This window comes from Streptomyces sp. NPDC045021 (assembly GCF_056432645.1).
In genome coordinates this window covers 252502-274705 of record NZ_JBWKIQ010000011.1, presented here as the reverse complement: position 1 = coordinate 274705, position 22204 = coordinate 252502, and the positions used below count along the sequence as shown (strand labels likewise).

Below are 22204 nucleotides of genomic sequence, written 5' to 3'. Positions count from 1 at the left end.
CCGGACGGGGTGCGGAGAGCCCCCTTCGGCGGGCCCTGCCCGCCGGAGGCCGTAGCCCCTCCCGCTCCGGTCACCCCCACCGGCTCAACCGACACCGACACCGCGGCCTCGCTCAAACGCAGCGGGAGCGTCATGGCGCTGGGCTCGCTCGCCTCGCGCGCCACCGGCTTCGTGCGCAGCGGCATCATCACGGCCGCGCTCGGCACGACGCTGCTCGGTGACGCGTTCAGCGTCGCGAACACCGTCCCGAACATCCTTTACATCATGCTCATCGGCGGGGCGCTGAACTCGGTCTTCGTCCCCCAGCTGGTGCGCGCCGCCAAGGAGCACAGCGACGGCGGCGCCGCCTACACCGACCGGCTGCTCACCGTCTGCCTGGCCGCGCTGCTGGTGATCACGGCCGCCGCCGCGCTCGCCGCCCCCTGGCTGGTCAGCGCGTACGGGCCGGACTTCACCAGCGCGCAGCGCGACCTCACGATCGCGCTCGCCCGCTACTGCCTGCCGCAGATCCTCTTCTACGGCGTCTTCACCCTGCTCGGCCAGATCCTCACCGCCCGCGACCGGTTCGGCGCCATGATGTGGTCGCCGGTCCTCAACAACGTCGTCGTCATCGCGGTCTTCGGGCTGTACCTCGCGGTCGCGCACGACACGACCGCCGCAGGCACCATGAGCGGCGGCAACGCGCTGCTCCTCGGGCTGGGCTCCACCGCGGGCATCGCCGTCCAGGCCCTGGCGCTGGTCCCGGCGCTGCGCGGCGCCGGATTCCGCTGGCGGCCCCGCTTCGACTGGCGCGGCTCCGGACTCATGCAGCCCATGCGGGCTGCCGGGTGGACGCTGCTGCTGGTCTTCGTCAACCAGATCGCGTACTGGGTCGTCACCCGGCTCGCGACCTCGGCCGGTGCGCACGCGCTGGCCGGGGGCAGCGCGGTGGGTGTCGGCTTCGCCGCCTACAGCAACGCCTACCTGCTGTGGGTCGTGCCACAGGGGATCATCACCGTCTCCCTCGTCACCGCCCTGCTGCCGCGGATGAGCCGGGCCGCCACCGAGGGCGACCACGCGCGGATCGGCGCCGACCTCTCGTACGGGCTGCGCGGCTCGGCCGCCGCGATCGTGCCGGCGGTCCTGGCCTTCCTGGCGCTCGGCCCGCAGATCACCGGTGTCGTCTTCCAGCACGGCCGCACCACCGACGCGGACGCGCAGGCCATCGCCTGGATCCTGACGGCGTTCGCCCTCGGCCTGCCCGCCTTCGCCGGCCAGTACCTGCTGGCCCGCGGTTTCTACGCGCTCGGCGACACCCGTACGCCCTTCTTCCTCAACGTGGTCATCGCGGCCGTCAACGCCTCGCTCGCCCTCGTCTCGTACGCGGTGCTGCCCGCCCGCTGGGCCGTGGCCGGCATGGCGGGCGGTTACGCGATCGCCTGCTGCGCCGGGCTGGCGTGCACAACGTGGGTGCTGCGCCGGCGGCTGCAGTGGCGGCCCAACGTGCTGGGCATGCATGTCCGGCTGGCCGCCGCGTGCCTGCCGGGCGCGGCCGCCGCGTACGGGATCGCCCAGGTCAGCGAGCGGCTGCTCGGCACGGGCTTCGCGGGGGACTGCGCCGGGCTGCTGGTCGGCGCCGCCGCCCTCGGCTGCTCCGTGCTGGTGCTGTCAGGACCGTTGCGGCTGACCGAGGTGCGATCCCTGGCCGCCCCGGTCCTGCGGCGGCTGCCGGGCGGCGGAAAGTTTTACTGATTTCGTTGTCACCTTTCGGGCCGGCCGAGCGTGTAGGTAGCGGGAGGGACATTGAACATCCGTACGACACATGCACCTCCGAGGTGGGTGTGAGCCCGAACGCGACGCCGCAGGACGACTTCGACGAGTTCTACGCGGTCACCGCGAAACGCCTGGTCGCCGCCGTGTACGCGGTGACCGGCGATCTCGGCGAGGCCGAGGACGCCGTGCAGGAGGCGTATGCGCGTGCGTGGCAGCGGTGGGCGAAGCTCACGGCCGAGGGCGACCCGACGCCGTGGGTGCGGACGGTGGCGCTGCGGCTGGCGGTGAGCACGTGGCGCAAGACGCGCAACCGGGTGCGGGCACACTTCAGGTACGGAGTGCCGGCGGACGCGCCCGCGCTGGCACCCGACCGGGTCGCCCTGGTCGCCGCCCTGCGCGAGCTCGGAGAGGACCAGCGGACGGCCGTCGTCCTGCACCACTTGATGGACCTGCCGGTCGAGGAGGTCGCCCGGGAGACCGGAGTGTCCAACGCGGCGGTACGTACCCGGCTCAGCCGCGCACGCAAGGCGCTGGGCGCCCGACTGACCGAGGAAGAGGAGGTGCCCCTCCATGGCTGACCCGCTCGACGACCGCCTGCGGGACCTGGCCCGCGACACCGAGCCGCTGATCGTCCTCGCCGGTCCTGCGGACGTCCGCAGGCGTGGGGAGCGCCGCCGTGCCCGGCGCCGGGTGGGTGCGGTGGCCGCGGTGGCCGCGGCCGCGCTGGCCGTCGTTTCCTGGGTGGTCGTGCCCCGGCTGGAGACCGGTGCGCAGACCCCGTCGGTCGGTGGCTCCCTCTCGCCCGACCCGCTGCCGACCGGGGGGCTGACCGGCGAACTGCTCCCGCCGACCGCCCTGCCCTGGGACTCCATCTGGCACTGGAGGACCGTCGCGCCGGAGGTTGTGCGGAAGGTCCCGCTCCTGACGTGTGACCCGTCGCTGTACGATCCGGCCTCGGCGACTGTCCGTTCGTATCAGGGGAAGCAGAGCGGCAGCGCGCGCTACGTCATCCGTGCTCTGCCCGACGGGGCGGCGGCTGCCGCGGAGCTCGACCGTGTAGGCAACCTCCTGGGTAAATGTGGACTTATGGAGTCATATAGGAGCGGGAAGGATGGTGTGGACATGAAGGCCGCGCTCCGCGGATACGGGATCCAGAAGCGGGACGGTCAGCTGAGCCAGGTCTGGCTGGCGGCCCAGGGCCGTTTCATGACGATCCTCCAGGTGGTCACGCCGACGGGCACGGGCTCGAGTCCGCCGTTCCTCGACGGGAGCCCCTTGCAGTGCATGACCCGGTCCCTCGACAGGCTCGCCCCCTCCTCCCCGTCGGGGGCCGTCGTCGGCACCCCCAGCACCGCTCCCTCTTCACCTTCCGGACTCGCCGGGGGCACCGGCACCTCGGCCGGTGCGGAACCGGCCACCGGGGTCGGGCTTCCCACGGACCCGCCACCCGATCCGAAGTTTCCGCAGAACTACGTCACCCCGACTTCTCCTGACCGCTGCTGATGAGGACTTTTACCGTGAAACCCATACGTACGTCCCGCTTTCCTTTCGCCCGTATACGTACTCTGGCCGTGCCGGCCCTGCTGGCCGTCGCGCTGACCGCCTGCGGCGGCGGTGGCGGTGGCAGTGACACCGCCAAGGGCGGCAACGGCAAGGACGCCAATTCCCCGGCCGCCGTGCCGATCACCGTGACGCCCGCCAACGGCAAGACCGGGGTCGACCCCGGCAGCCCGGTGAAGGTGTCGCTGACCGAGGGCACCCTCGGCGCGGTGACCGTCACCGCCGCGGCCAAGAGCAGTGACGGCGTCGAGGCCGTCGCGGTCACCGGCAAGCTGGACGCCACCAAGCACAGCTGGCAGTCCGACCGCACGATGACCCCCGGCACCGCGTACACGGTGAAGGTCACCGCGGCCGACAAGTCCGGTGCTCAGAAGGAGCAGACCAGCACCTTCACCACGCTGACCGCGGCCAAGACCAACGGCGTCACCGTCACCCCGGTGGGCAACGCGGTGGTCGGCGTCGGCCAGCCGGTCTCCATCGCCTTCGACAAGCCGGTCACCAACCGCGCGGCCGTCGAGAAGCAGCTGTCCGTGACGACGACGCCCGCCGTGCAGGGCAGCTGGGGCTGGATCACCGACCCGCTGACCGGCACCCAGCGCGCCGACTGGCGCCCCGCCGCGTACTGGACCAAGGGCACCAAGGTCACGATGACGGCCAAGCTCAGCGGCCTCGACACCGGCGGCGGCCGCTACCTGCGCCGCGATGTCACCTCCACCTTCACCATCGGCACCGCCCGGGTCTCCAAGGTCGACATCGGCGCCAAGAAGATGACGGTGACCGAGGACGGCACGACCGTCAAGGTCATCAACATCTCGGCCGGCAAGGCGGACTTCCCGACGTGGAACGGCCGCATGGTCGTGCTGAGCAAGCAGTCGACGATCCACATGACGTCCACCTCGGTGGGCATCGCCACCAGCAAGGACTCGTCGGACTTCTACGACAAGGACGTCAAGATGGCGGTGCACCTGACGACCTCGGGCACCTTCGTCCACGCCGCTCCGTGGAACAACGCCAACATGGGCAAGGCGAACACCAGCCACGGTTGCGTCGGGATGTCGGACGCGGACGCCAAGTGGTTCTTCGACAAGGCCGTCCGCGGTGATGTCGTCGAGGTCTCCGGATCGACCCGCGCCACCGTCGACAAGGGCAACGGCTACGGCGACTGGAACCTCACCCCCGAGGCGTGGGCCAAGCTGAGCGCCCTGTCCTGATCCTGTCCGCGAAGCCGTTCCGGAACCCGGTGCCGAACCGGTCCGAGTGACTCCGGTTCCGATGGACGAGACAGTCCCTCCCACTATGTGACCGACGGGTAGGCTCATGGGCGTGCCGAAGCCCCTGAGCCTGCCCTTCGACCCCATCGCCCGCGCCGACGAGCTGTGGACCCAGCGCTGGGGACGCGTTCCGTCGATGGGCGCCATCACTTCGATCATGCGGGCGCAGCAGATCCTGCTGGGCCAGGTGGATGCCGTCGTCAAGCCGTACGGGCTGACCTTCGCCCGGTACGAGGCGCTGGTGCTGCTCACCTTCAGCAAGGCCGGCGAGCTGCCGATGTCGAAGATCGGCGAGCGGCTGATGGTGCATCCCACGTCGGTCACCAACACCGTGGACCGCCTCGTCGGCTCCGGTCTGGTCGCCAAGCGCCCCAACCCGAACGACGGACGCGGCACCCTCGCCTCCATCACCGACAAGGGCCGCGAGGTGGTCGACGCGGCCACCCGGGACCTGATGGCGATGGACTTCGGCCTGGGTGTCTACGACTCCGAGGAGTGCGCGGAGGTCTTCGCGCTGCTGCGCCCGCTGCGGATAGCCGCGGGCGACTTCGAGGAAGGGCACTGAGGCGAGGAGGGGCACCGCAGCGAGGAGGGGCGTGACGGCGCCGGATTCGCAACGGTTACGCTCAACGTCATGAAACAAGGCACGCTGACCCGCTACCGCGTGATGGCCTATGTGACCGGTGTCCTGCTGGTCCTCCTCACCGTGGGCGTGATCGCGAAATACCTCCTCGACGTCAACGGGGCGGCCGGCTTCGTCACCGCCGTCGGGTTCGCCCACGGCTGGCTCTACGTGGTCTATCTCGTCTTCGCCTTCGACCTGGGCTCCAAGGCGAAGTGGCCGATGGGCAAGCTGGCGTGGGTGCTGCTGGCGGGCACGGTCCCGACCGCCGCCTTCTTCGTCGAGCGCAAGGTGACGCGCGAGCTCGCACCGCTTATCGCCGCCGAGGGCGAGCCTGCTCAGGCATGACGTACCGCGTGTGACACATTGCACGTGACGTATCGCACCGCCCCTCCTGCAAGGGTTGGGCGGTTTGCCATCGACATTTACTAGGACGTCCTAGTAAATTCGGGGGTATGGACGCCGAAGGCATCGAAGAGGGCCGCCAGCGCTGGCAGGCCCGGTACGACGCGGCTCGCAAGCGGGACGCGGACTTCACCACGCTCTCCGGGGATCCGGTCGAGCCCGTGTACGGGCCCGCCCCCGGCGACACCGTGGACGGCTTCGAGCGGATCGGCTGGCCCGGTGAGTACCCGTTCACCCGCGGTCTGCACCCGACCGGCTACCGGGGCCGGACGTGGACGATCCGGCAGTTCGCCGGGTTCGGCAACGCCGAGCAGACCAACGAGCGCTACAAGATGATCCTGGAGGCCGGCGGCGGCGGTCTCTCCGTCGCCTTCGACATGCCGACCCTGATGGGCCGCGACTCCGACGACAGCATGGCGCTGGGCGAGGTCGGCCACTGCGGTGTCGCCATCGACTCGGCCGCCGACATGGAGGTGCTCTTCGCGGGCATCCCGCTCGGCGACGTCACGACGTCGATGACGATCTCCGGCCCGGCCGTCCCGGTCTTCTGCATGTACCTGGTCGCCGCCGAGCGGCAGGGCGTCGACCCGGCCCTGCTCAACGGCACGCTGCAGACCGACATCTTCAAGGAGTACATCGCGCAGAAGGAGTGGCTCTTCGCGCCCGAGCCCCACCTGCGCCTCATCGGCGACCTCATGGAGCACTGCGCGACGGGCATCCCCGCGTACAAGCCGCTCTCCGTCTCCGGCTACCACATCCGCGAGGCCGGCTCCACGGCCGCGCAGGAGCTCGCGTACACCCTCGCCGACGGCTTCGGGTACGTGGAGCTGGGGCTGTCGCGCGGGATGGACGTCGACGCGTTCGCCCCCGGGCTCTCCTTCTTCTTCGACGCGCACCTCGACTTCTTCGAGGAGATCGCCAAGTTCCGCGCCGCCCGCCGCATCTGGGCGCGCTGGATGCGCGATGAGTACGGCGCGAAGACCGACAAGGCGCAGTGGCTGCGGTTCCACACCCAGACCGCGGGTGTCTCGCTCACCGCCCAGCAGCCCTACAACAACGTCGTGCGGACCGCCGTCGAGGCGCTGGCCGCGGTCCTGGGCGGCACCAACTCCCTGCACACCAACGCGCTCGACGAGACCCTCGCGCTGCCGAGCGAGCAGGCCGCGGAGATCGCGCTGCGCACCCAGCAGGTCCTGATGGAGGAGACCGGCGTCGCGAACGTCGCCGACCCGCTCGGCGGCTCCTGGTACGTCGAGGCCCTCACCGACCGGATCGAGGCCGACGCCGAGAAGATCTTCGACAAGATCAGGGCGCTCGGCGCGAAGGCGGTCCCCAGCGGACGGCACTCCGTCGGCCCCATCACCAGCGGCATCCTGCGCGGTATCGAGGACGGGTACTTCACCGGCGAGACCGCCGAGTCCGCCTTCCAGTACCAGCGCGCGCTGGAGAAGGGCGAGAAGCGCGTCGTCGGCGTCAACTGCCACCACGGCTCGGTCACCGGCGACCTGGAGATCCTCCGCGTCAGCCACGAGGTCGAGCGCGAGCAGGTCCGCGTCCTGGCGGCCCGCAAGGCCGCCCGCGACGACAGTGCGGTCCAGGCCGCGCTGGCCGCCATGCTCGCCGCGGCCCGGGACGGCTCGAACATGATCGTCCCGATGCTCGCCGCGGCCCGCGCCGAGGCCACCCTCGGCGAGATCTGCGGTGTCCTGCGCGAGGAATGGGGCACGTACACGGAGCCGGCCCGCTTCTGAGACCCCTCCTGTACCTCGGAGTGGTGGCGCACGCGACGGCCCGCGCCGTTGCGTGCGCCCTGGTGGGCGGGTGACGATGGCGCTTCGTACCGCACCACCGGAAGGCACAGCCCGTGGCACTCGAGGCGACCGTCGGAGACGACGGGATGATCTACATCCGCGAGACGGACGAGCCGGAGATCGTGGCCGTCACCAGTCCCGCCAAGTGGGAGGCGTTCGTGAAGGGCGTCAAGGCGGGGGAGTTCGACGCGTTCGCGGAGGAGCCGGACGGCGCCTCCGACCCGGCCCAGTCCGACACGGCCTAGGGCTTCTCCGTCCCCCAGCTACCGCTGGGAGGTGCCCCCGGGCGGGTCCGGGAAGCTCACGCGGAACAGGGCGCCGCCGCCCGGAGCGGGCTCTGCCGTGATCGTGGCGCCGTGGGCGTGGGCGATCTGCCGGGCCATGGCGAGGCCGAGGCCCGAACCGGGCAGCGCGCGGGCGGAGTCCGCGCGGTAGAAGCGGTCGAAGACGTACGGGGCGTCCTGCGGGGCGATCCCCGGCCCGTGGTCGCGGACGGTCAGCTCCACCGCCGCCCCGGAGCCGGAGCCGGACCGGGTGAGGGCGACCTCGACCGGTGCCCCCGGCGGGCTGAACTTGGCCGCGTTGTCCAGGAGGTTGGTCAGCAGCCGGCTGAGCCGGGCAGGGACGCCGGGGACGTGCGCCGCCGTGGTGGCCGGGTCCGCGGCCAGGGTGAAGGGCACGTCGGGCCAGTGGCCGCGGGCGGCCCGTACGGCGTGCTCCGCCAGGTCGGCGAGGCCCACGTCCTCGACCAGTGGCAGCGGTTCCTCGTCCCGTGCCAGCTCGATGAGGTCGTTGACGAGCTGGGTGACCTCGCGCAACTGCCGCTGCAGGGCGCCCGAGGCGCGGTCCCGCTGCGCGCCGGTGAGCCGGTCGGCGCGGGCCAGCAGATCGGCGTTGGTCCGTAGCGCGGTGAGCGGGGTGCGCAGCTCGTGCGACGCGTCGGCGACGAGCCGGCGCTGCGCGGCGACGGACTGCTCCAACTCGCCGAGCATGGTGTTGAACGCGGTGGCGAGCCGGGTCACCTCGTCCTGGCGGCGGGCCGGGCCGGCCGGGATCTCGATCCGGTGCCGGGCGTCCCGCGTCGCGGCGATACGTTCCGCCGTGGCCGTCAGCCGGGCGACCGGGGCCAGGCCCGTGCGGGAGACCCAGTAGCCGAGGATCGCGGCCAGCAGCACCCCCGTGCCGCCGACGCCCGCCAGCAGCCAGGCGGCCTGCCGGACGCCCTGCTCGACGGTGTCGGAGCGCACCGCCACCTGCAGCGCCCGGCCGCCGCCGAAGCCGCTGGTGAACATCCGCGCCGGGTGCCCGGAGAGCGTGACGTTGCTGAAGTAGGCCGGGCGGTGGCCCGCCGCGACCTCCCGCACCGCCGGCGAGACCGGCAGCGGGTACGGGTCGCGCGGATCGGCCGCCGGGTCCGCCGGGACGATCTGCGAGCAGGCGGGCGCCGACAGGAACACGCACTCGCCGGCCACCACCTGCGGGCTCTCGCCGCGGTGCTGCTGTTTGACGAGCGTCGCCGACTGGGTGAGATGCAGATCCAGTTGGTGGACGAGCTCGTAGCGGATGACGATGAACGCCGCCGCGCAGACCCCGACCGCGACCAGGGCGACGGCGGCGGACGCCGCGACCGCCAGCCGGGTGCGCAGCGGCCGGTTCCGGCGCCAGCGCGCCATCCCACGGGTCCCCGTCACCCCAGGTCCAGCCGGTAGCCGACGCCGTGCACGGTCTGCACCAGCCGCGGTTCACCGCCCGCCTCCAGCTTGCGCCGCAGATAACCGATGTAGACGGCCAGGGAGTTGGAGTCCGGGCCGAAGTCATGGCCCCAGACCCGCTCCAGGATCACCTCGCGCGGCAGCGCCTGGCCCGGGTGCCGCATGAGCAGCTCCAGCAGCGCGAACTCGGTCCGGCTGAACTCCAGCGGGCGCCCGCCCCTGCTGCCGGTGCGGGTGGCGGGCTGGACGACCAGATCCGCGTACGACAGCTCCGGTTCCTCCCCGCCCCCCGACGCGGCCCTGCGCAGCAACGCCCGCAGCCGGGCCAGCAGTTCGTCCAGCGCGAAGGGCTTGACGAGATAGTCGTCGGCGCCCGCGTCCAGGCCGTCGACCCGTTCGCTCACCGAGTCGAGCGCGGTGAGGACGAGGACCGGCGTACGGTCACCCAGCCCGCGCAGCCTTCGGCAGACCGCCAGCCCGTCGAGCACCGGCATCATCACGTCCAGCACGATCGCGTCCGGGTGCCAGGCCGCCACCTCCGACAGCGCGGCGAGCCCGTCGGCGGCGCCACGCACCGCGTAGCCCTCGACGGTGAGGCCGTCCTCGACGGCGGCGCGTACCTCCGGTTCGTCGTCCACGACCAGGATGCGGGCGGGCGGATGTGCAGTGTCCATGGGCCCAAGGGTCCCAAACCGGGCTCTTACAACCCTCTTAGACCGTTCCGTCAGCGTTGCGGCCATGCGGACCTCACAGGACATTCCACTGTCGGTGGTCATCGGGGCGGGCGGTACCGGTGGGCACATCTATCCAGGGCTGGCGCTCGCCGACGCGCTGCGCCGGGCCGATCCACGGGCGGTCGTCACCTTCGTCGGCACCGAGCGCGGCCTGGAGACCCGGCTGATACCGGAAGCCGGCTACCGGCTGCACACGGTCAACATGATCCCGTTCGACCGGGCGCTCGGCGCCCGCTGCTATCTGCTGCCCGCCGCCTTGCTGAGCTCGGCGGTGCGCTGCCGGACGATCCTGCGCGAGCAGGGCGCGCAGATCGCGGTGGGGATGGGCGGCTATCCGAGCGCGCCGGTGATCCTCGGGGCGCGGCTGGCCGGGCTCCCGAGCCTGGTCCACGAGTCCAACGCGGTACCGGGCCGCGCCAACCGGTTCGCGGCACGGCTCACCCCGCACATCGCGCTGGCCTTCGACCGCAGCCGCTCGCATCTGCCGTCCGGCAGCACCGCGCAGACCGTGGGCATGCCGCTGTCCGGGCCGCTGGCCGGCCTGGACCGGGCCGCGCTGCGCGGCCGGGCCCGCGCGGAACTGGGCGTTCCGGCCGGGGCCCGGCTGGTCCTGGTCAACGGCGGCAGCCTGGGCGCAACCCGGCTGACGGAGGCGGCCGTCGGACTCGCCGGGCGCTGGCGGGACCGGGACGACGTGCGGCTGCTCATCAAGACGGGCCCCGCCACGCTCGCGGAGACCAGGACGCGGCTGGCCGGGAGCACGGTCGCCGAGGCCGTCGCGTACCTGGACCGGATGGATCTCGCCTACGCGGCCGCCGACCTGGTGATCTGCCGGGCCGGATCGGCGACCATCGCCGAGCTGGCCACGACCGGGGTGCCCGCCGTACTGGTCCCGTATCCGCACGCGCCCGGCGACCACCAGACGCACAACGCCCGCGTCCTGTCCGACGCCGGAGCCGCCGTGCTGCTCCCCGACGCCGACGCGACGGCCGACCGGCTGGCGGCGCTGGTCGAGCCGCTGCTGCGTGATCCCCGCCGGCTCGCCGCGATGAGCGGCGCCGCCGACCCCGGTACCCACGCACAGGCGGCCGACCTGCTCGCCGCCAAGACTCTCGAAGTGAGGAACGCCGCATGACGACGAACACCAATGACTGGACCGGCCGTACCGTCCTGGTGACCGGCGCCGAAGGCTTCATCGGCAGCACTCTGGTGGACCTGCTGGTCGAGCGCGGTGCGAACGTCCGCGCCCTGGTGCACTACAAGCCGTACGGGGAGCGCGGCCACCTCGCCCGCCATCTCCGGGCGGGCAGCCCCGTCGAGATGGTCGCGGGCGACGTGCGCGACGCGGGCCGCGTCATGGACGCCGTCGAGGGCTGCGACACCGTCTTCCACCTCGCGGCACTGATCGGCATCCCGTACAGCTACCAGGCCCCCGAGGCCTACGTGCAGACGAACGTGGCCGGCACCCAGAACGTCGCCGGGGCCTGCCTGCGGCACGGAGTGCGGCGGCTCGTCCACACCTCCACCAGCGAGGTCTACGGCAGCGCGCTGACCGTGCCGATCAGCGAGAGCCACCCGTTGCAGCCGCAGTCCCCGTACTCCGCCTCGAAGATCGGCGCGGACATGACGGCGCTCTCGTACTTCCACTCCTTCGAGCTACCCGTCACGGTCGTCCGGCCCTTCAACACCTACGGCCCCCGGCAGTCCGCGCGCGCCGTCATCCCGGCGATCCTCGCCCAACTGCACTCCGGCGCGCGGGAGATCCGCCTCGGATCCCTCGCGCCGACCCGCGACTTCACCTACGCCACCGACACCGCCGCCGGCTTCCTGGCCCTGGCCGGCTGCGACCGGGCGCTCGGCGAGGTCGTCAACCTCGGCACCGGACACGAGGTCTCCATCGGCGACCTGGCCCGCTCCCTGATCGCCGCCTCCGGCCGCGACGCGCAGATCGTGGTGGACCCGGCTCGGCTGCGCCCGCCGGGCAGCGAGGTCCAGCGCCTGCTGTCGGACAACTCGCGGGCCCGGCAGTGGGCGGGATGGCAGCCGCAGGTGTCCCTGGAGGAGGGACTGCGCCGCACCTCGGAGTGGGTCGCGGAGAACCTGACCCTCTTCGCGGCGGACCGCTACCAGGTGTAGCGCCGCCCGGCGCGGGGGCCCGGGTCAGCGGATCGCGGCCAGGCCGCCCAGTAGCAGGGTGGTGAAGGTCCGGGCCCAGGCCGCGTCCACCGGTTCGCCGCTGACCAGGGTGCGGTGCACGACGGCGCCCGCGATGACGTCGAAGATGAGGTCGATCTGGGTGGCGGCGTCCGTGCCGCCCGGCCCGTCCTCCGGCCCGTCCGGCGGGAGCTCGCCGCGCTCCTGGGCGCGCTGCCGGCCGAGGACCACGAGCCGTTTCTGCCGGTCCACGATCGCCTCGCGGATCCGCAGCCGCAGGGCGTCGTCGTGGGTGGACTCGGCGACGACGGCCATCAGGGCGGTCCTGGCCTCGGGGAGCGCCAGCAGCGCCGCGAACTGCTGCACCACGTCCTCGATGTCGGCCTGGAGGGATCCCCGGTCGGGCAGCTCCAGTTCGTCGAAGAGCACCGCGACCGCGTCGACGACCAGTTCGTTCTTGCCCGCCCAGCGGCGGTAGAGGGTGGTCTTGGCGACCCCGGCCCGGGTGGCGACATCGCCCATCGTCAGCCGGCCCCAGCCCAGTTCGACCAGGGCGTCCCGGGTGGCTTCCAGGATCGCGTGGTCGGCGTCGGTACTGCGGGGGCGGCCGGTCTTCTTCGCTGGAGTGTCGTGGGGGGTGCCGTTGTGCATGGCTGGGACCATACCGGCCAGTACGTCCGGTCGCCCGCGGCCGCGCCAGTGACCGGGATCACGCCCCTCGGCGGGATTGGGACTTGCGGGGACCGGACAGTGAGGAGTTACGCTACGACTCGTAGCGAAAGAGCGATGATCACTGGCGTTGGTGGGGACCCACGCCGAGAAGGACACTCTTGAACAGCGGTGGGGGCTCCCGGCGGTCCGCGTTCCAGCGGATGGGCCGGGGCCGTTCACACTTTTTTACGACGAGGGGGGAGGATTGACCTCATGCAGCCACGGAACATGTCCATGAGCGGCGTGGTCGACCTCGCCGCGCTGAAGGCGGCCGGTGAGGCCAAGGCGAAGGCCGAGCAGGCCAGGGCGCAACGGCAGGACGCCGACGCCCCCGCCCCTTCCGCCGCCTCCCAGCTCGTCATCGATGTCACCGAGGAGACCTTCGAGAGCGACGTCCTGCAGCGCTCCTCCGAGGTCCCGGTCGTCATCAGCTTCTGGGCCGAACAGGCCGAGCAGAGCAAGCAGCTCAACGAGACGCTGGAGCGACTGGTCGGCGAGTACGCCGGCCGGTTCCTTCTCGCCCGCGCCGATGTCTACGCCAACCAGCTGCTGTTCCAGCAGTTCGGCGCCCAGGGCGTACCGGCCGTCTTCGCGGTGCTCGCCGGTCAGGCGATGCCGCTCTTCCAGGGCGCGGCGGCCGACGAGCAGATCCGCGAGGTGCTGGACCAGCTGATCGCCGTCGGCGAGCAGCGGTTCGGCATCGTCGGCGCTCCGGTCCAGGCGGGCGCGGCTCCGGCCGCCGCCGCTGCCCCCGAGCCCCGGCCCGCCACCCCGCAGGAGCTGGCACTGTCCGCCGCGCACGACGCGCTGGACGCGGGCGATCTGGGCGGCGCCGTCCAGGCGTACCGGAATGTGCTGGCGGACGAGCCGGCCAACGCCGAGGCCAAGCTCGGCCTGGCCCAGGCCGAGCTGCTGCAGCGGGTGCAGGGCACCGACCAGCAGGCGGTGCGCAAGGCCGCCGCCGACAACCCCGCCGATGTGGCGGCCCAGCTCGCCGTGGCCGATCTCGACCTCGTCGGCGGACATGTCGAGGACGCCTTCGGGCGACTGGTGGAGACCGTACGTCGCACAGCCGGTGACGATCGGGACGCGGCCCGGCTGCGACTGCTGGAGCTCTTCGACGTCATCGGGACCGACGACCCCCGGGTGGTTACAGCGCGTGTCGCACTGGCTCGCGTGCTGTTCTGACCGCGGCTGATTCATCGATACGGCGACCGCACTTTACGCAATCGTGATGAAGTGCGGTCGCTGTTACTTCCGGTAAGAGAGTGGCCCCTTTTCTTACGGAAATCTTCTCCTTTGTCGGACATTCACACCCTCGTCGTAACTACGCTGCGTGAGATCGCGACGTTTGATGATCGCGCTCTCGACATCCTTCCGTTACTCGCTGGTAACGAGACCTCTTGTGCAGCGGCTGGGAATGGACCACCATCGGCCAAGCTCGGTCCTGTTCCCCCAACCATCCGACAGCCAGTCGGCACGGATGGGGGCACCCTCGGAATCACTGAGGGAGGGTCCCCGCCGAGTGGGAGTGGACGGCGCACATTGCCGCCGCTTCCGGACAGGGGGGTCTCTGCCCACCCAGCAGAGCCTGTCCAGCAGGTTGCGCGAGAGCGTGGCCAGTGGTTGTCGCTCGGGGGTGATCGCTGATGATTCGGACTGTGCCGTCCGCATACCCGCGGGCCGGCCGTCGATGACGGCGCTCCCTTTCCCGAGGACGTAGCTCTTCTCCCCATCCCGGCCCCGGATCTCCATATCCGGCCGGATGTGTACGTCCGATCAGGAGGAAAGTCATGGAGTCGGTCGTTAGAGGCGGCACCAAGTGGAAGCGGTTCGCCGTTGTCATGGTGCCGAGCGTTGCTGCCACGGCAGTGATCGGCATGGCGCTCGCCCAGGGCGCGCTCGCGGCGTCGTTCGCGGTGTCGGGCCAGAGTTTCAAGGTCTCCGCCGAGCGTCTCGACGGTGAGGGCTTCGTTCAGTACGGCGGTCTTGACGCCCACTCCGGCGGGGGCGCCCCGGAGGCGGTCGCCGTCTCGGGCTTCAAGAAGGCCTACATCACCAAGATGTGCCAGTCCGTCGTCGTTCCCGTCCCCGGATTCGGCAGCGTCTCGCTGAATCTCAACGCGGGCATGAAGGGCGACAACGGCGCGAACAAGGATCAGCGAGTCGAGGCCGACAACCTCTACATCGACCTGAACCAGCTCGATGCGGACGCCGAGTTCCAGGACATCAACATCGGTGTCGCGGCGGGGTCGACCAACAAGGCCCAGGGCCCGGCGACGACGCCTGGCAACGGTGGGCCCGCTCTGCCGAACAGCTTCGCGCAGGAGGCCCGTACGGCCACCCTGACCGACGTGAAGCAGACCGCTTGGGCGACCAGCGCGGGCACCTTCAAGCTGAAGGGCCTCAGCATGTCGGTCAAGCCGGGCGTCCACGAGTGCTACTAGGCACTTGACGGGTCGGGTGCGGGGCATTGCGCCCCGCACCCGGTTCCTCTCCAACTTTCTTGCGCAAAAGTCAGTCCCAGGGAGATGTTCCATGAGTGCCGAGTCGCCAGGGCTGCAGGGTCACCAACCAAACGCCTTCCATACCGTCCACACGGCGTTCCGCAACTGGCGGTGGCAGCGGCCGTTCTGGGCGGGCCTGCTGACCCTCCTGGGTGGTATCCCCATCGCGTACTTCCCCTACGCGAACATGACCCTCGGTCAGCTCACCGTGCGGATGTCCACGACGACCGGTTCCAGTTCGCTGGTCATCGGCATCCTGCTGGTGGTGCTCGGCCTGTCGATGTGGTTCCAGCCGCTCGTGCGCATCTTCGCGGGTGTGGCCGCGATCCTGCTGGCACTGGTGTCCATCCCGGTGTCCAACTTCGGCGGGTTCCTGATCGGCTTCCTGCTGGCACTGATAGGCGGATCGCTCGCTGTCGCCTGGGCGCCCGGCGTTCCGGTGACGGCCGAGCCGGACGCAGCCACTGCGCTGTCGGGCGGCGAGCCGGCCAACGGTGGCGCCGCGGTACCGCAGCAGTCGTACGAACCGCAGCTGGAGAAGCACGCGTCATCGTCGGGCACTGGAACGGACGACGCGACAACCAACGACCATAGGAGGGCGTAGTGCGGGGTGACGAGGCTCTGCCGGCCCACGGCGACGGACCCCGTACGAGACTGGTGCCGCGGCACGCGGCGCCGAGAAAGTCGCTCTTCACCAAGCTGCAGATGCCCGCGGGCAAGGCGATAGCCATCGCCGCGATGCCCACAGCGGTGCTGATGGGCATGGGCATAACACCGCATCTCGCGCTCGCCGACGAGATGCCGAAGAACCCGTACGCTCCCGGTCCGTGTGTCTCGCAGTCCGACACACCGGCTCCGGATGCCACCACCACGAAGCCGGCCACGAAGCCCTCCGCGGCGGAGAGCTCCGCGCCGACGACGAAGCCGAGCTCCTCGCCCAGCCCGTCCGCGAGCACGGTCGATCCGGAGACCGCCGTCAAGGCGCTGCCGAAGAGCCTGCCCACGACCGCGCCGAAGAGCGAGCCCAAGGCCACGCCGAGCACGACCCCGACGGCGACGCCGAGCCCGACGAAGTCCACCAACCCGTGGGACCCGCTGGGCGTCGGAGACGCGATCAAGGACGTCCTCGGGCTGAACAACACCACCGCGCCCACCACGGCGCCGACGACCGCGCCGACCACCGCGCCCACGACGGCGCCGACCAAGGCGCCGAGCACCACCCCCACCAAGGCGCCGGTGGCGAAGCCGTCGTCCCCGGCCGCCGTGACGGAGAAGAAGCCCGTCAAGGCAGCGGCAGACGCGGTCACCAAGGCCGAGACGTCCGCCACCGCCACGCCGTCGGCCTCCCCGAGCACAGCGGACGGCAAGACGCCGTTCCCGTGCCCGACGCACGACGCCAAGGCCCTGGCCGACGCCCAGTACGAGAAGACCCCCGGGCCGCTGCCGGACCAGCCCTGGTACCTGGAGTCCAGCGTGCTGACGCTGAAGGGCCTGGACTACAAGGGCATCGTCGAGGTCAAGACGGCCGGCGGTGTGGTGAAGAAGGTTCTGAAGTTCACCGCGAGCTCGCTGGACATCAAGGACCTGCACCAGATCGTCAACGCGAACGGGATCCTCTATCACGTCCAGGGTCCCGGCACGACGTCGACGATTCAGAACGGCACGGTGACCATGTACACCGAGGAGCTGAAGGGCAATCTCTTCGGCCTCATCCCGGTCACCTTCAGCCCTGACACCCCGCCCCCGATCAACGTGCCCCTGGCGGTCTTCACCAACGTCAAGATCCGTCAGGCCGGTCAGTTCGGCGGCACGCTCCACATCAGCAACATGCGCTCGACGATCACCCAGGGCACGTACCCGTAAAGCCCGTCCGGGAGCCGCACAAGCGCCGAGGGCGCCGACCCCAGTGGGGTCGGCGCCCTCGGCGCTTTTCGTGGTGCCGTGGTGCGGAGCAGCGTGCCGCGGGGCTACTTGCGGGCGTCGCCGCCCAGGTGGTGCACCCGGACCATGTTGGTGTTGCCGGGGACGCCGGGGGGCGAGCCGGCGGTGATGATCACGGTGTCACCCGCGTTGTACTCCTTGAGCTTGAGCATCTCGGAGTCGACGACGTCCACCATGGCGTCGGTGTTGTCGACGTACGGGACCACGTACGTCTCGACACCCCACGTCAGCGCGAGCTGGTTGCGGGTCGACGGGTCGGTGGTGAACGCCAGCACGGGGGCCGGGACGCGGTAGCGGGCCAGCCGGCGGGCGGTGTCGCCGGACTGGGTGAACGCGACCAGCGTCTTGGCGTCCAGGAAGTCGGCCAGCTCGGCCGCGGCGCGGGCGACGGCGCCGCCCTGGGTGCGCGGCTTCTTGCCGGGCGCCAGCGGCTGCAGGCCGCGCTTGAGCAGCTCCTCCTCGGCGGCCTCGACGATGCGGGACATCGTCTTGACCGTGTCGATCGGGTACTTGCCCACGGAGGACTCGGCGGAGAGCATGACCGCGTCCGCGCCGTCGAGGATCGCGTTGGCGACGTCGGAGGCCTCGGCGCGCGTCGGGCGCGAGTTGGTGATCATCGACTCCATCATCTGGGTCGCGACGATCACCGGCTTGGCGTTGCGGCGGCACAGCTCGATGAGCCGCTTCTGGACGACCGGCACCTTCTCCAGCGGATACTCCACGGCGAGGTCGCCACGGGCGACCATGACCGCGTCGAAGGCCATGACCACGGCCTCCATGTTCTCGACCGCCTGCGGCTTCTCCACCTTGGCGATGACGGGAACCCGGCGGCCCTCCTCGTCCATGACGCGGTGGACGTCCTTGACGTCCGAGGCGTCGCGGACGAACGACAGGGCGACCATGTCGACGCCCATCGCCAGCGCGAAGCGCAGGTCCTCGATGTCCTTCTCGGACAGTGCCGGGACGTTCACGGCCGCGCCGGGAAGGTTGATGCCCTTGTGGTCGGAGATCACTCCGCCCTCGACGACCAGGCAGCGCACCCGGGGTCCGTCGACCTCGATGACGCGCAGCGCGACGTTGCCGTCGTTGATCAGGATCGGGTCGCCCTTGCTGACATCGCCGGGCAGGCCCTTGTAGGTGGTGCCGCAGATGGTCTTGTCGCCGGGGACCTCCTCGGCGGTGATGGTGAACTCGTCACCCGAGACCAGCTCGACGGGTCCGTCGGCGAACTTGGCCAGCCGGATCTTGGGGCCCTGCAGGTCGGCGAGGACGCCGATGGCTCGGCCGGTCTCCTCCGCCACCTTGCGCACGCGCTGGTAGCGCTCCTCATGCTCGGCGTGTGTTCCGTGGCTGAAATTGAAACGGGCCACGTTCATGCCGGCCTCGGCCAGCGTCTTCAGCTGGTCGTAGGAGTCAACGGCGGGACCCAGGGTGCAAACGATCTTTGCTCGGCGCATGGGCGCAATCCTATCGGGTTTGTTCCGCTCCGGAATATTCCTGGGGCGTCGTGGGTATGAAGCGCGGTCAACGTTTGGCGAGCGCGTAGGTGGCGCGGGCGATCTGGAGCTCTTCGTCGGTGGGTACCACGGCCACCGCGACCCGGCTGGTGTCCGTGGAGATGAGCCGCGCGGCCCGCCCGCGGACGGCGTTGCGTACGGCGTCGACCTCGATACCGAGGGTCTCCAGGCCCTGCACGGCCGCCTCGCGCACCGCGGCGGAGTTCTCGCCGACCCCGGCGGTGAAGGCGATGGCGTCCACCCGGCCCAGGACGGCGGTGTACGCGCCGATGTATTTGCGCAGGCGATGGATGTAGATGTCGAACGCCAGCCGGGCGGCCTTGTCGCCCTCGGCCATGCGGCGTCCGATCTCGCGCATGTCGTTGTCACCGCACAGGCCGAGCAGGCCGCTGCGTTTGTTGAGCAGGGTGTCGATCTCGTCCACCGTCATTCCACCTACGCGCGCCAGGTGGAAGACTACCGCCGGGTCGACATCCCCCGAACGGGTACCCATCACCAGACCCTCCAGCGGGGTCAGGCCCATCGAGGTGTCCACGCACACCCCGCCCGCCACGGCGGAGGCGGACGCACCGTTCCCCAGATGCAGGACGATGACGTTGACCTGCGACGATTCCCTGCCCAGCAGCTCCGCGGCGGCCCGCGAGACGAACGCGTGCGAGGTGCCGTGGAAGCCGTAGCGCCGGATCTCGAATCGGTCGGCGGTCGCGGTGTCGATCGCGTACCGGGCGGCGTGCTCGGGGATCGTCGAGTGGAACGCGGTGTCGAAGACCGCGACCTGCGGCAGGTCGGGCCGCAGCTCGCGGGCGACCTTGATGCCGGTGATGTTCGCCGGATTGTGCAGCGGGGCGAGCGGCACCAGCTTCTCGATCGCCGCGACGACCTCGTCGGTGATCAGGGTCGGCTCCGTGAAGCGGGTACCGCCGTGCACCACGCGGTGGCCGACCGCCGCCAGCGCGGGGGAGTCCAGGCCGAGGCCCTGCGCGCCCAGCTCGCCGGAGATGATGCGCAGCGCGGCGTCGTGGTCGGCGACCTCCCCCTCGCCGATCCGCTCGACCAGCCCGGAGGCGAGCCGGGCGTCCCCGCCGGGACCGGCGGCCATGTCCAGCAGCTGGTACTTGACGGAGGACGAGCCGCAATTGAGCACGAGGACGCGGGAGGGGCTGCCGGCCGGGCCGGCGGGGTTGCTCACTGGGTCTCTCCTTCGCCCTGCGCCTGGATGGCGGTGATGGCGACCGTGTTCACGATGTCCTGGACCAGGGCGCCGCGCGACAGGTCGTTGACCGGCTTGCGCAGGCCCTGCAGGACCGGTCCCACGGCGACCGCGCCGGCCGACCGCTGGACGGCCTTGTAGGTGTTGTTGCCGGTGTTGAGGTCGGGGAAGACCAGCACGGTGGCCTGGCCCGCCACCGCCGAGTCCGGCAGCTTGGTGGCCGCGACCGACGGCTCGACGGCCGCGTCGTACTGGATCGGACCGTCGACGGCCAGATCCGGGCGGCGCTCGCGCACCAGCTCGGTGGCCTTGCGGACCTTGTCGACATCCGCGCCGGAACCGGAGGTGCCGGTGGAGTACGACAGCATCGCGATCCGCGGCTCCACGCCGAACTGGGCGGCGGTGGCCGCGGCCTGGACGGCGATGTCCGCCAGCTGCTCGGCGTCCGGGTCCGGGTTGACCGCGCAGTCGCCGTAGACGAGCACCTTGTCGGCCAGGCACATGAAGAACACCGAGCTGACGATCGCCGCGCCGGGCGCGGTCTTGATGATCTCGAAGGCCGGGCGGATGGTGGCCGCGGTGGAGTGCACCGCGCCCGACACCATGCCGTCGGCCAGGCCCTCCTGCACCATCAGGGTGCCGAAGTACGAGACGTCGGCGACGACGTCGTAGGCCAGCTCGTAGGAGACGCCCTTGTGGGCGCGCAGCTTCGCGTACAGCTCGGCGAACCGCTCCCGCAGCGGTGAGGTCTGCGGGTCGACGACGGTGGCGCCCGTCTGGTCGAGGGAGATGCCCAGATCGGCGGCCTTCTTGCGGACCGCGTCCTCGTCGCCGAGCAGGATCAGGTCGCAGACCCCGCGCCGCAGCAGCACCTCCGCGGCGCGCAGGATGCGCTCCTCGGTGCCCTCCGGCAGGACGATGCGGCGGCGCCCGGAGCGGGCCCGTTCGATCAGGGTGTGCTCGAACATCATCGGGGTGACGCGCTCGCTGCGCGCGACGGAGAGCCGCTGCGTCAACTCGGCGGTGTCCACGTGGGTTTCGAAGAGTCCGAGGGCGGTCTCCGCCTTGCGCGGGGTGCCCGCGCCGAGCTTGCCGTCCAGCGCGAACAACTCGGCGGCGGTGGGAAAGCTGCCGGCCGCGACGGCGATCACGGGGGTGCCGGGCGCGAGCCGCGCCGCCAGCGCCAGGATGTCGGGACCCGGCCGCTCGTCGAGGGTGAGCAGCACGCCCGCGATCGGCGGGGCACCGGCCGAGTGCGCGGCGAGCGAGCCGATGATGAGGTCGGCGCGGTCCCCCGGGGTGACCACCAGGCAGCCGGCGGTCAGCGCGGGCAGGAAGGCCGGCAGCATCGCGCCGCCGAAGACGAAGTCCAGCGCGTCGCGGGAGAGCCCGGCGTCGTCGCCGAGCAGGACGTCCGCGCCGAGCGCCTCGACGATCTGGGCGACGGTGGGCGCCGACAGCGCGGGCTCCTCCGGGATGACGTAGACGGGCACCTCGGGCCGGCGGGCGAGCCGCCGGCCGGCCTCGGCGGCCTCGGCCGAGCCCACCCGGTTGGCGACCACGGCGATGACGTCGCAGCCGAGGTTGGTGTAGGCGAGGTAGGCGTTGCGGACCTCGGCGACCACCGATTCGGCCGTCTGGTCGATGCCGCCGACCACCGGCAGCACGGAGGCGCCGCATTCGTTGGCGAGCCGGGCGTTGATGCCCAGCTCCGCCGGAAGATTCGTTTCTGCGAAGTCGGAGCCGAGAATCAGCACCGCCTCGTACTCTCGGGCGACCTCGTGGAACCGGTCCACCAGCCGGGCGGTGAGTGCATCGCGCCCCTGCTCGGCCTGGAGGGCCGCCGCCGCCTCGTACCCCATGCCGTAGACCGTGGACGGGTCCTGGGACAGCCGGTACCGGCTGCGCAGCAGATCGAACAGCCGGTCGGGTCCGTCGTGCATCAGGGGCCGGAACACCCCCACCCGGTCGACCTGGCGGGTCAGGAGCTCCATCACCCCCAGCTCGACCACCTGGCGGCCGTCGCCGCGGCCGATCCCCGTTACATAGACGCTGCGCGTCACGCGCGTTCTCCGATCCATCGTCGCGCTGGGTTGCTCTTCATCGCTGCTGTATCACTACTGTTCTCGCCGCTTCCCGATCCGGCCGATTCCCGCCGCCGCTTTCCGGTTCGTGCCTACCCCAAGACGCTAACGCGACGCCGGTGCCGTCGCTTGCCGACACCGGGCCCGCGCCGCGGTGACTTTCGGCCCGCCTCACGATGCCATCGGCCCGCTCACCGGGGACAATGCCCCCGG

20 protein-coding genes are annotated in these 22204 nt (G+C 71.1%); 14 read left to right on the top strand and 6 right to left on the bottom strand.

All coding sequences use genetic code 11. The features are described 5' to 3' along the window. Positions 1–9 precede the first annotated feature (9 nt). The 8 genes from murJ (at position 10) to AC07DC_RS30110 (ending at position 7666) form a co-directional block, all read left to right on the top strand. Entirely contained in the window at positions 10–1731 is a 1722-nt protein-coding gene (gene murJ / locus AC07DC_RS30145) for a murein biosynthesis integral membrane protein MurJ (RefSeq protein ID WP_478917728.1), read from the top strand. An 89-nt stretch (positions 1732–1820) separates the two neighbouring features. Beyond that, complete coding sequence (locus tag AC07DC_RS30140) at positions 1821–2330, top strand: SigE family RNA polymerase sigma factor (protein ID WP_478917645.1); 510 nt, start codon at positions 1821–1823, stop codon at positions 2328–2330. Continuing rightward, a complete protein-coding gene (locus AC07DC_RS30135) occupies positions 2323–3255 on the top strand; it encodes a hypothetical protein (RefSeq protein ID WP_478917644.1) in 933 nt (310 codons plus the stop codon). The genes AC07DC_RS30140 and AC07DC_RS30135 overlap by 8 nt, the downstream gene beginning before the upstream one ends. 14 nt (positions 3256–3269) lie before the next feature. Continuing rightward, complete coding sequence (locus AC07DC_RS30130; protein WP_478917643.1) at positions 3270–4523, top strand: L,D-transpeptidase; 1254 nt, start codon at positions 3270–3272, stop codon at positions 4521–4523. Between the two features lie 112 nt (positions 4524–4635). Further along, entirely contained in the window at positions 4636–5148 is a 513-nt protein-coding gene (locus tag AC07DC_RS30125) for a MarR family winged helix-turn-helix transcriptional regulator (protein WP_478917642.1), read from the top strand. 69 nt (positions 5149–5217) lie between these two features. After that, positions 5218–5553 carry a DUF3817 domain-containing protein gene (locus AC07DC_RS30120; RefSeq protein WP_478917641.1) on the top strand — a complete coding sequence of 112 codons (336 nt, stop codon included), beginning with the start codon at positions 5218–5220 and terminating at the stop codon, positions 5551–5553. Positions 5554–5660: 107 nt separating this feature from the next. Beyond that, positions 5661–7361 (top strand): acyl-CoA mutase large subunit family protein, encoded by a 1701-nt coding sequence (locus AC07DC_RS30115; protein ID WP_478917640.1) that lies wholly within the window; start codon positions 5661–5663, stop codon positions 7359–7361. Positions 7362–7474: 113 nt separating this feature from the next. After that, positions 7475–7666 (top strand): DUF397 domain-containing protein, encoded by a 192-nt coding sequence (locus tag AC07DC_RS30110; RefSeq protein ID WP_478917639.1) that lies wholly within the window; start codon positions 7475–7477, stop codon positions 7664–7666. Between the two features lie 18 nt (positions 7667–7684). On the opposite strand, the gene AC07DC_RS30105 is transcribed toward AC07DC_RS30110, so the two are convergent. Both AC07DC_RS30105 and AC07DC_RS30100 read right to left on the bottom strand, forming a co-directional pair. Further along, positions 7685–9094, bottom strand: coding sequence for a sensor histidine kinase (locus AC07DC_RS30105; RefSeq protein ID WP_478917638.1), 1410 nt, complete (start codon positions 9092–9094; stop codon positions 7685–7687). Between the two features lie 14 nt (positions 9095–9108). After that, positions 9109–9807, bottom strand: coding sequence for a response regulator transcription factor (locus tag AC07DC_RS30100; protein ID WP_478917637.1), 699 nt, complete (start codon positions 9805–9807; stop codon positions 9109–9111). A 64-nt stretch (positions 9808–9871) separates the two neighbouring features. On the opposite strand from AC07DC_RS30100, the gene AC07DC_RS30095 reads away from it, so the two are divergent. Further along, positions 9872–11002: a UDP-N-acetylglucosamine--N-acetylmuramyl-(pentapeptide) pyrophosphoryl-undecaprenol N-acetylglucosamine transferase gene (locus AC07DC_RS30095; protein WP_478917636.1), complete on the top strand. Its 1131-nt coding sequence runs from the start codon at positions 9872–9874 to the stop codon at positions 11000–11002. Continuing rightward, on the top strand, positions 10999–12003 hold the full coding sequence (locus AC07DC_RS30090; RefSeq protein ID WP_478917635.1) for an SDR family NAD(P)-dependent oxidoreductase: 1005 nt from the start codon (positions 10999–11001) through the stop codon (positions 12001–12003). The genes AC07DC_RS30095 and AC07DC_RS30090 overlap by 4 nt, the downstream gene beginning before the upstream one ends. Before the next feature lie 24 nt (positions 12004–12027). On the opposite strand, the gene AC07DC_RS30085 is transcribed toward AC07DC_RS30090, so the two are convergent. Beyond that, a complete protein-coding gene (locus tag AC07DC_RS30085) occupies positions 12028–12684 on the bottom strand; it encodes a TetR/AcrR family transcriptional regulator (RefSeq protein WP_478917634.1) in 657 nt (218 codons plus the stop codon). 261 nt (positions 12685–12945) lie between these two features. Here AC07DC_RS30085 and AC07DC_RS30080 point away from each other — a divergent pair, with 261 nt between their 5' ends. From AC07DC_RS30080 to AC07DC_RS30065, 4 genes are all read left to right on the top strand, one after another. Continuing rightward, the gene (locus AC07DC_RS30080; protein ID WP_478917632.1) at positions 12946–13920 is read left to right on the top strand and encodes a co-chaperone YbbN; all 975 of its coding nucleotides are present in this window, start codon (positions 12946–12948) and stop codon (positions 13918–13920) included. Positions 13921–14525: 605 nt separating this feature from the next. Beyond that, on the top strand, positions 14526–15179 hold the full coding sequence (locus AC07DC_RS30075; RefSeq protein ID WP_478917631.1) for a DUF6230 family protein: 654 nt from the start codon (positions 14526–14528) through the stop codon (positions 15177–15179). 91 nt (positions 15180–15270) lie between these two features. After that, a complete protein-coding gene (locus tag AC07DC_RS30070) occupies positions 15271–15843 on the top strand; it encodes a DUF6114 domain-containing protein (protein ID WP_478917630.1) in 573 nt (190 codons plus the stop codon). Then, complete coding sequence (locus tag AC07DC_RS30065; RefSeq protein WP_478917629.1) at positions 15843–17102, top strand: hydrogenase expression protein HypF; 1260 nt, start codon at positions 15843–15845, stop codon at positions 17100–17102. Before AC07DC_RS30070 ends, AC07DC_RS30065 begins: the two co-directional genes overlap by 1 nt. 104 nt (positions 17103–17206) lie before the next feature. Here the strand turns inward: AC07DC_RS30065 and pyk are convergent, their stop codons facing one another. From pyk to pta, 3 genes are all read right to left on the bottom strand, one after another. Further along, the gene (pyk, locus tag AC07DC_RS30060; protein ID WP_478917628.1) at positions 17207–18637 is read right to left on the bottom strand and encodes a pyruvate kinase; all 1431 of its coding nucleotides are present in this window, start codon (positions 18635–18637) and stop codon (positions 17207–17209) included. Between the two features lie 67 nt (positions 18638–18704). Continuing rightward, entirely contained in the window at positions 18705–19886 is a 1182-nt protein-coding gene (locus tag AC07DC_RS30055; protein ID WP_478917627.1) for an acetate kinase, read from the bottom strand. Then, positions 19883–21970, bottom strand: a complete 2088-nt coding sequence (pta, locus tag AC07DC_RS30050; RefSeq protein WP_478917626.1) for a phosphate acetyltransferase — start codon at positions 21968–21970, stop codon at positions 19883–19885. The genes AC07DC_RS30055 and pta overlap by 4 nt, the downstream gene beginning before the upstream one ends. Between the last annotated feature and the right edge of the window lie 234 nt (positions 21971–22204).